The organism is Campylobacter sp. 2018MI13 (genome assembly GCF_018501135.1).
GTDB lineage: Bacteria > Campylobacterota > Campylobacteria > Campylobacterales > Campylobacteraceae > Campylobacter_E.
Window position 1 is genome coordinate 1 of sequence record NZ_JAHCZC010000143.1, and the last position, 1,660, is coordinate 1,660.

General features: G+C 30.3%; 1 protein-coding gene. It reads right to left on the reverse strand.

Annotation, left to right across the window (positions count from 1 at the left end):
* Positions 1–1,660: Ig-like domain-containing protein (locus tag KJQ99_RS09320; RefSeq protein ID WP_214150652.1), on the reverse strand; the 1,660-nt coding region annotated here is incomplete at both ends.

The window sequence follows — 1,660 nt, forward strand, 5'->3', positions numbered from 1 at the left end:
TGTTTTTAAGCTTGATAAATATACTTTATATGTTCCAACTTCCCAACCACTACCATCTACTCTGTTTGTTAAATCAGGAGTATATGTAAATGTTCCATCTGGTGCAGCTTGGAATTCTTTCATAATTGCTTCATCTTTACCTGTAGCATTATTTGGTTTTACAAATAATAATACTAAAGTATCATTAGCAACTGATTTACCTATAAATGTTGGAGTAGTATCAAATGTTCTACCACCATTTGGAATTTCAGTTAAGTTGTTGAAATATCCATCTTCATCGCCTTGGAATACTTTAAATTCTAAAGTGCCTTCTTTAGTAGGTTGATTATTGTTGCTATCTACAACTACATCACTTGTAGCATTGTTATCATTAGCTACTTCATCTTTAGCTGTATTTAAATCTAAACTAAATGAGTATTCTTTCATTTCTCCTGTTTTTAAGCTTGATAAATATACTTTATATGTTCCAACTTCCCAACCACTACCATCTACTCTGTTTGTTAAATCAGGAGTATATGTAAATGTTCCATCTGGTGCAGCTTGGAATTCTTTCATAATTGCTTCATCTTTACCTGTAGCATTATTTGGTTTTACAAATAATAATACTAAAGTATCATTAGCAACTGATTTACCTATAAATGTTGGAGTAGTATCAAATGTTCTACCACCATTTGGAATTTCAGTTAAGTTATTAAAGAATCCATCTTCATCGCCTTGGAATACTTTAAATTCTAAAGTGCCTTCTTTAGTATCTAACTTAGCGTTTATTGTGCCAACATTACTAATATTTCCAGCTTCATCTTTAGCTACTAATTCTAATTTTTCACCATCTTTTACATCATTTAATGTTGCTTTAAAGTTACCATCAGCATCAGCTTTTACTTCAGTTTTACCATTTATTGTTACCACTGCATTTGGCTCTGTTTTACCTTCTACAACATAATTACCATTTAAATCTGGAGTTCCTGTTAATTCTCCTAATAATGGAGCTGTAGTGTCTATTGTCGTTGTAGCAACATCAGATACTATTTTATCATTTACATTATAAGTTACTTCTACCTTAACTTCTCCATCTTTTTCTGGAGTATAAGTAGTTGTAAATGAGCCATCTTTATTAAATGTAACATCAACAACTTTATCATTAATTTTAACAAGAGCTTTATTTTCAACAAATTCAACAGCATTTCCATTAGCATCAACTGGTTTAATTGTTCCACTAATTGTAAGAACCTTATTATTATTTAAAGTATTTTCAACATTAACACCATTGCCTGCAATTTCAACATCAACTTTAGCATCTACTTCTTTACTTGCAGCTTCTAATATAGTAACAACATCTGCTTTACCTTCAAATTTAACTTGAATTAAACCAATATTATTACCAATAATATTCGCATCAAGATTGATTGTAAATGTGCCATCTGCATCAATGTGTCCAACAACTTTAATATCATTTACAACGCTATTTAATATATTACTTTGAATATCAAATTCGTAATCTCCTGCTACGCCTTGATAATTTTCTAATTTACCTTTAAGCACTAAGCTATTGCTATCAACTGTTGCTGAATGATCTTTTATAGTATCATCACCATTTACTTCTGTAATAACAAGTTTATCAAATACTGGAGCTACTGGCTTATCTTCAGGTTTAACTTCT